The organism is Nocardia sp. NPDC002869 (assembly GCF_046764065.1).
In the GTDB taxonomy this organism is placed as follows: domain Bacteria; phylum Actinomycetota; class Actinomycetes; order Mycobacteriales; family Mycobacteriaceae; genus Nocardia; species Nocardia rhamnosiphila.
Window position 1 is genome coordinate 21,191 of record NZ_JBKOOL010000068.1, and the last position, 7,250, is coordinate 28,440.

Below are 7,250 nucleotides of genomic sequence, written 5' to 3' on the forward strand. Positions count from 1 at the left end.
ATCGAGACAGCTACCCCGGGTTAGGCAGCGGCAGACAACATGGCAGAGCATCGGTGGCCCGCGTCGGGTGCCACGAAGGTTCCAGGTCGATCTGCCGGGGTGAGCGCGTACACCCGGCGAACCGTGCTCCGCGCCACCGCGGCCGCGGGCATCGGGGCAGCGGCCGTAGCCGCACTACCCGGCACCACCGCCCGAGCCCGGACCACCGCACGGGTCGCTGTACTCGGTGGCGGCGTCGCCGGGCTCACCGCGGCCCACGAACTCGCCGAACGCGGCTTCGAGGTGACCGTGTACGAACGCCGGGCGCTGGGCGGCAAGGCACGCAGTATGCCGGTGCCGGGCACCGGGACCGAGGGCCGGCCGGACCTGCCCGGCGAACACGGCTTTCGCTTCTTTCCCGGCTTCTACCAGCATATTCCCGATACCATGCGGCGGATCCCGTGCGAGGGGAACACCAACGGAGTATGGGACAACCTGGTCGGCGTCCCCGACGCCCGGTTCGCGCGGGCCGACGCCGACGATATCCGTGTGCCGCTCGGCTTCGGCCGCGTGGACGCCGCGTCGCCCGAGGGGATGCGGGAAAGCGTGGCCGCGGTCATCTCCACCACACTGAAGATGCCGCCCGCCGAGGGCCTCTTCTTCGCCAACCGGCTGCTGGTCTTCAACACCAGTTGCGACGCGCGCCGCTTCGGCCAGTGGGAGCACACATCCTGGTCGGATTTCGTGGGCGCCCACGCACGGTCGCACGAGTTCCGCGCGCTGGTCTCGCGCACTCTCACCAGTCTGCTGGTCGCGGCCAAGGACGAACTGGCCAGTGTGCGCACGATCGGGTCGATGGGCGAACAGTTCCTGGGCAACCCGATGCAGATCGGCCATGACGGCGACCTGGACCGAGTGCTCGACGGCCCCACCAATATCGCGTGGATCGACCCCTGGGTGGCGCGGCTGCGCGAACTGGGCGTCCGTTTCGAAGTCGGCGCCGAGGTGCGGGGACTGGAGGTCCGGGACCGGCGCGTCACCGGCGCCCGGATCGTCACCGGATCCGGGGCGGCCGAGACCGTGACGGCGGACCACTTCGTCGTGGCGCTACCCGCCGAACGCGCCCGGGATCTGTGGAACGCCGACATCCTGTCCGCCTGGCCGCAACTGGCGTCGATGAGCCGGCTGTTCACCGACTGGATGAGCGGTATCCAGTTCTACCTGCGGCGCCGGCCCGGGCTGGGCAGCGGTCACGCCGCCTATATCGACTCGCCCTGGTCGCTCACCTCCATCGCGCAGAACGGCCTGTGGTCGCGCAAACTGGACCAGTACGGCGACGGGACAGTACTCGACTGCCTGTCGGTGGACATCTCCGACTGGAACACTCCCGGCATCCTGTTCGGCAAGACCGCGAAGGAATGCACCCACGAGGAGATCGCCAAGGAGACGTGGGCCCAGATCCTCGCGCACCTCAACGACCGCGATCGGGTACTGGGTGACGCCGACCTGCACTCCTGGTTCCTCGACCCCGGGATCACCTGGAACGCCGAACGCGGCGAGAACGCGAACGCCGACCCGTTGCTGATCAACACCGCGGGCTCGTGGGAGCTGCGGCCCGAACCCCACGGCGGTGTCGAGAACCTCTATCTGGCAGGCGATTACGTGCGCACGAATATCGACCTGGCCACCATGGAGGGAGCCAACGAATCGGCCCGGGCGGCGGTGAACGCGCTGCTGGAGGTCACCGGTTCGGACGCACCCCGCTGCCCCACCTATACCCTCTGGCGCGCGCCGGAACTCGAACCGCTGCGCCGCGCGGATGCCGACGCGTATGCGGCCGGGCGACCGAACGTTTTCGATATCCAGTTCTGACAACGAGTCGATCCACCGGGGAACGGCCGGTGCGACCCGCGCGATGCTCGACGGGTCGCACAGGATGCGCACCCGGCCGCAGACTCGCGCCCCGGCCACCGGTATCACGTCGAAGGGCCGGTACCGCTCCCGGCGGGCCACGATCAGCCCGGATGCGGCGGACGCGGACCGGCAGCCCGAACCGACCTCATCCGAGCACCGAGCGCCGACATGTCACCGCGAGGTGAACTCCCCCGCGCCGCGCGAGGACGCGCGCGACGGGTCACTAGACTGCGCGACGTGGCAGAGATATCGGTGCGGGGGCGGCTGGCCCTCGGGGTGGCCGGCGCGGCGGCATGGGCCTCCCGCAAGGCGGGCCGTGGTAACGGGTCGATGATCGGCGGGCTGCTCGCGCTGAAGATCGACCCGCAGATCATGAAGCAGCTGGGCCGCGGGCGGCGTACCGTGCTGATCACCGGCACCAACGGCAAATCGACCACCACCCGGATGACCACCGCGGCGCTGAGCACGCTGGGCGAGGTCGCCACGCAGGCCGACGGCGCCAATATGGACGCCGGGATCGTCTCGGCGCTCAATGTCCACCGGGACGCGCGACTGGCCGCGATCGAAGTGGACGAACTGCATCTTCCGCATGTCACCGACGCCCTCAGACCGGAGGCGGTCGTACTGCTGAACCTCAGCCGCGATCAGCTGGACCGGGTCGGTGAGATCAATATGATCGAACGCCGGCTCCGCTCGGGTCTGGCGCGGCATCCGGACACCGTCGTCATCGCCAACTGCGATGACGTCCTGGTCACCTCCATCGCCTACGACCATCCGAATGTGGTGTGGGTCGCCGCCGGCAGCGGCTGGGCCATGGACGCCACCAGCTGTCCGCGCAGTGGGGAGCCGATCCTCTGGGAGGGCACCCACTGGTACAGCACCGGCACCGATTTCGCTCGGCCCCAGCCGGATTGGTGGCTCGACGGCGACAAACTCTGCGGCCCCGACGGCGTCCGGCTGCCGCTGCGGCCGGCGCTGCCCGGCCGGGCGAACCGGGGCAACGCGGCCCAGGCGGTCGCCGCGGCGGTCGCGCTGGGCGCCGAGACGGAACAGGCCTGCGCCGCCACCGGGACCGTACGTGAGATCGCGGGCCGCTACCGCACAGTCCAGGTCGGCGAACACGCCGCCCGGCTCCTGCTGGCCAAGAACCCGGCCGGCTGGCAGGAAGCACTGTCCATGATCGACCACAGCGCCTCCGGGCTGGTGATCGCGGTAAACGGTCAGGTACCCGACGGCGAGGACCTGTCCTGGCTGTGGGATGTGCGATTCGAGCATTTCGAGGACGTGCACGTCGTCGCCGCCGGGGAGCGCGCCACCGACCTCGCGGTGCGCCTCACCTACGCCGGGGTCACGCACACCACCGTCGCGGACCCCGTACGCGCCATCGCGTCCTGCCCGGCGGGCCCGGTCGAAGTTCTCGCCAACTACACCGCGTTCCGCGACCTCAACCGTGACCTCCAGGAGCGGAACCGATGAGTGATTCGACCGTACGCATCGGCCTGGTGCTGCCCGATGTGATGGGCACCTACGGTGACGGCGGCAACGCTCTGGTCCTGCGGCAGCGGCTGCGGCTGCGCGATATCGACGCCGAGATCGTGGAGATCACCCTGCCCGACCCCGTGCCGGACTCACTGGACATCTACACCCTCGGCGGCGCCGAGGACTCCGCCCAGCGCCTGGCCACCCGCCATCTGCTGCGGTACCCCGGGCTGCAGAACGCGGCCGGGCGCGGCGCCCCGGTGCTGGCGATCTGTGCGGCGATCCAGGTCCTCGGCCGATGGTACGAGACCTCGAGCGGCGAACGGGTGGAAGGCGTCGGCCTGCTGGACGCCACCACCTCCCCGCAACAGACCCGCGCGATCGGCGAGGTGACGACGAACCCGCTGCTCACCGGCCTGTCCGCGCCCCTCACCGGGTTCGAGAACCATCGGGGCGGCACCACCCTGGGCCCGGACGCCACCGGCCTCGCCCGGGTGACCCGCGGTATCGGCAACGGGGTCGGCGACGGGCTCGAAGGTGTGGTGCAGGGCTCGGTCCTGGGCACCTACATGCACGGTCCCGCCCTGGCCCGTAACCCCGAACTCGCCGACCACCTGCTGTGCCAGGCCCTCGGCGTGGACTCCCTGCCCCCGCTGGACCTCCCCGAAGTCGACCGACTCCGGCGCGAACGCCTGCGCGCCTGAGGCCGCCCGGAGCCCGAGGTCTCGGCGCCCTCGGGCAGGGCAATAGACTCCCCTGGTGAGTTACGACCATGTGCTGTTACCGTCCGGTGTCGCCGCCACTCCCGCGGAGGTCGACGCGTATCTCACCACTCAGCAGGGACTCCCCGCGACAGCGGAGATCGCGGCCATCGCGGCCGAACTCGGCGCGCGCAACGCGGAGTTACCCGAAGAGGACAGTTTCCTGAGCGTCACGCCGTTGGGGGGAACACCGACCGGAGCCATGCTTCCCGTGTCCAGCCCCTACGACGCGATCGGTTTCGTCCGAGATCTGCTGTTCCAGCTGGCGACACCGCAGGACTACGCGATCTACGATCCGCAGCTGACCTGGCTGATCGACCCTGCCGGGCATATTCCGGTGACGGTGACCCACGGCGGGGCGGGAGAGTTCCCGTACCTGACCGAGACTCTGGCCACCCTGTGGACACACGAACTCATCGATCCCAATCCGTACCTGATCGTGGAACGCTCTCCCGAGATCTACATCCAGACCTACCGGGAATCCGCCGACGAGTACACCCTCGAATACCGGGACGGTGGAGCGGATCGGCATTTCACCACCAGTGTCACCGGCCCGGATACGGTGGCCGGTCTCATCTGGGACTGGGCGCGTGCGGACCGCACCCGGCTCGACCGGCTCACCTGGGAACCGCTGACACTGTGACCGCCGCGACCCTGGTCGCGGCGGTCCTCACAGCGCGCGGCGGCCGGAGAACGCCCGGCCCAGGGTCAGTTCATCGGCGAACTCCAGATCGCCGCCCATGGGCAGTCCGGACGCGAGCCGGGTGACGGTGAGCCCGGGGAAGTCACGCAGCATCCGGACGAGATAGGTCGCGGTCGCCTCGCCCTCGGTGTTCGGATCGGTGGCGATGATCACCTCGGTGACATCCACTCCGTCGTCCTGGCTGCCGATGCGGGTCAGCAGTTCCCGGATCCGCAACTGTTCGGGGCCCACCCCGCTCAAGGGATCGAGCGCGCCACCCAGCACGTGATAGCGGCCCCGGAACTCCCGGGTCCGCTCGATCGCCGGTACATCCTTGGGTTCCTCGACCACGCAGATCATGCTGCGATCGCGGCGCGGGTCGGCGCAGATCCGGCACAGCTCGCCGTCGGCGACCGTGCCGCACTGCGCGCAGAAGCGCACACCGTCGCGGATTTTCTGCAATACCGCCTGCAACCGGTCGATTTCGGGCGGTTCCACCTGCAGCAGATGGAACGCGATCCGCTGCGCGCTCTTGGGGCCGACACCGGGGAGTTTCCCCAGCTCGTCGATGAGATCCTGAACCGGACCCTCGTACACCGCGATTCCCCGGCGCGATCAGAAGCCGGGCAGACCCGGTGCACCCCCGCCGGCCAGCGGTCCGAGTCGTTCGGCCGCCAGCTGCTGGGCATTGGCCATGGCGTCGTTGACGGCGCCGATCACCAGGTCCTGCAGGGTTTCCACATCCTCGGGATCGACCGCCTCGGGGGCGATCGTCAGCGACTGCACCTCGCCGGTCGCCTTGATCGTCACCCGGACCAGACCGTTGCCGGCCTGACCGTCCACTTCGGCCGCGGCGATCTCGGCCTGCGCGGCCATCACCTGCTCCTGCATCTGCTGGGCCTGCTGGAGCAACTGCTGCATATCGAACTGACCATCGGGCTGCACGGGATTCCTCTCTACGGACGGGTCACAATTCAGCCTAGACCGCCTCGGGCGCCGATTCCGCCGCCACCCGACGTCGCCCTAAGATCGACTTCGCCGGTGTGATTGCGCCGTGCCGAAATCTTGATTGTTACTGGAGCAAACTGTGTCCAAGGGATATTTGCTGGGTGCGCTCATCATGGTATCCGGCGTGTTCCGCGCGGCGACCGCCGAAGCCGATCCCCACGAGGTAATCGACCACGGCAACGGTTGCGTCATCGATCCGGCCGCACCGGTGGTCACCGTCGAATCCTTACGTTCGCACTGCACCGCCCGGCAGCACGCCGAGCTCTACCTGGCCGCCCAAGCGGGCACGGTGCCGTCCGGGGTGAAGAACGGCTGGGTGACCTCCAGCTCGGTCGCCGAACCCATCGCGCCCACGTTCTGGCTCGGCAAAACCTTCGACACCGGACCCGAGGGCGGCCGGTTGACCAACCGGGTCACCGGTGCCGATATCGCGGGCTGGCCGGCCGAGGTCTATCTGGCCCCGTCCCGGGAGGACGGTGAACCGACCTGGGTGCTCGACTACACGCCCGCGATCACGCCGCAGGTCTACGACGAGATCCGGGAGGTCGTGCCCGGTGTATGGCTCGGCTACTCCTGGTGGCGCGGTGAACACCGGACCCCGGTGATGCTGTCGTTCGTCCTCGCCTGAGGAAGGCCTGCCGGTAGACCGGGCAGCCGATACCGCCGACCGGCCCACCACTGGCACCGGCCGGACGGTCACCGGCACGGATCGGATATCCGCTGCCGGCGGTCGCCCGGCCGGGCGCGGCCCGTCAGGCGAGTTCGCGCTTCAGGTTCGCCAGCACCTCGGCCTGGATCTTGCGCAGGCCGAGGGGGGCGAAGATGCCCTCGAAGATGCCCTTGACACCGCCGGCGCCCTGCCAGGTGGTCTCCAGGGTGACGGTCGAACCCGATCCGGCCGGGGCCACCGTCCAGGTGTTGACGAGCGAGGAATTGGCGTCCTGCTCGGTGACGACATTGTCGGCGACCGAGACCTGGGCGCGGATATTGCGCACTCGTTTCTCGGTGGCCTGCAAGGTCCATTCGGCGACGGTGCCGTCGCCCTGCCCACCCTCGACCACCTTGTAGTCGCGGTAGTGCGCCGACAGGATCTTCGGGCGCACCTCCGTGTAATCGGTGACCGCCGCCAGCGCGCGCTGTGGGTCTGCGGCGACCTCGATCGAACTGCCGGCCTTGACCTGTCCCACGGTGAACTCCTTATCGAGATGTGTTGGTGGCTCTATTATCGGCGCCGCCTACGGCGGCCCGGGGCCGAGGGCTCGCCGGACTCGGCACCGAAAGGGCGCTGCTGTTCGTGAGGGCGACCAGACCCCAGGCCGCCCGTGCGGTCGAGTCGGCATCCGACCCGGACGTCGAATGCCGACGCACCCCGCATGCGTCGAGTTTTACGAGACACCTCGAAGGGTTGAGGCCCGTCTCGCCGTTTC

At 69.2% G+C, this 7,250-nt stretch carries 8 protein-coding genes; 5 read left to right on the plus strand and 3 right to left on the minus strand.

Features of this window, described 5'->3' with window-relative positions; translation table 11 throughout:
* The first annotated feature begins 39 nt into the window (after positions 1–39).
* The 4 genes from ACLML9_RS14830 to ACLML9_RS14845 all read left to right on the plus strand — a co-directional run bounded on the left by ACLML9_RS14830 (position 40) and on the right by ACLML9_RS14845 (position 4,776).
* Positions 40–1,851 (plus strand): FAD-dependent oxidoreductase, encoded by a 1,812-nt coding sequence (locus ACLML9_RS14830; protein ID WP_411946069.1) that lies wholly within the window; start codon positions 40–42, stop codon positions 1,849–1,851.
* A gap of 279 nt (positions 1,852–2,130) precedes the next feature.
* Positions 2,131–3,369 (plus strand): MurT ligase domain-containing protein, encoded by a 1,239-nt coding sequence (locus ACLML9_RS14835; RefSeq protein WP_411946070.1) that lies wholly within the window; start codon positions 2,131–2,133, stop codon positions 3,367–3,369.
* Positions 3,366–4,076 (plus strand): type 1 glutamine amidotransferase, encoded by a 711-nt coding sequence (locus ACLML9_RS14840; protein ID WP_411946071.1) that lies wholly within the window; start codon positions 3,366–3,368, stop codon positions 4,074–4,076. Before ACLML9_RS14835 ends, ACLML9_RS14840 begins: the two co-directional genes overlap by 4 nt.
* 55 nt (positions 4,077–4,131) lie before the next feature.
* A complete protein-coding gene (locus tag ACLML9_RS14845) occupies positions 4,132–4,776 on the plus strand; it encodes a hypothetical protein (protein WP_411946072.1) in 645 nt (214 codons plus the stop codon).
* 27 nt (positions 4,777–4,803) lie between these two features.
* On the opposite strand, the gene recR is transcribed toward ACLML9_RS14845, so the two are convergent.
* Positions 4,804–5,412 carry a recombination mediator RecR gene (recR, locus tag ACLML9_RS14850; RefSeq protein ID WP_411946073.1) on the minus strand — a complete coding sequence of 203 codons (609 nt, stop codon included), beginning with the start codon at positions 5,410–5,412 and terminating at the stop codon, positions 4,804–4,806.
* Positions 5,413–5,430: 18 nt separating this feature from the next.
* Entirely contained in the window at positions 5,431–5,760 is a 330-nt protein-coding gene (locus ACLML9_RS14855) for a YbaB/EbfC family nucleoid-associated protein (protein ID WP_030524245.1), read from the minus strand.
* 142 nt (positions 5,761–5,902) lie between these two features.
* On the opposite strand from ACLML9_RS14855, the gene ACLML9_RS14860 reads away from it, so the two are divergent.
* Positions 5,903–6,451: a hypothetical protein gene (locus ACLML9_RS14860; RefSeq protein WP_411946074.1), complete on the plus strand. Its 549-nt coding sequence runs from the start codon at positions 5,903–5,905 to the stop codon at positions 6,449–6,451.
* Between the two features lie 124 nt (positions 6,452–6,575).
* Here the strand turns inward: ACLML9_RS14860 and ACLML9_RS14865 are convergent, their stop codons facing one another.
* Complete coding sequence (locus ACLML9_RS14865) at positions 6,576–7,010, minus strand: SRPBCC family protein (RefSeq protein WP_411946075.1); 435 nt, start codon at positions 7,008–7,010, stop codon at positions 6,576–6,578.
* Between the last annotated feature and the right edge of the window lie 240 nt (positions 7,011–7,250).

What these genes read in the sequence shown, in the direction of transcription:
- ACLML9_RS14830 (WP_411946069.1), top strand. Translation starts at nt 40, where the DNA reads ATGGCAGAGCATCGGTGGCCCGCGTCGGGTGCCACGAAGGTTCCAGGT.
- ACLML9_RS14840 (WP_411946071.1), top strand. Translation starts at nt 3,366, where the DNA reads ATGAGTGATTCGACCGTACGCATCGGCCTGGTGCTGCCCGATGTGATG.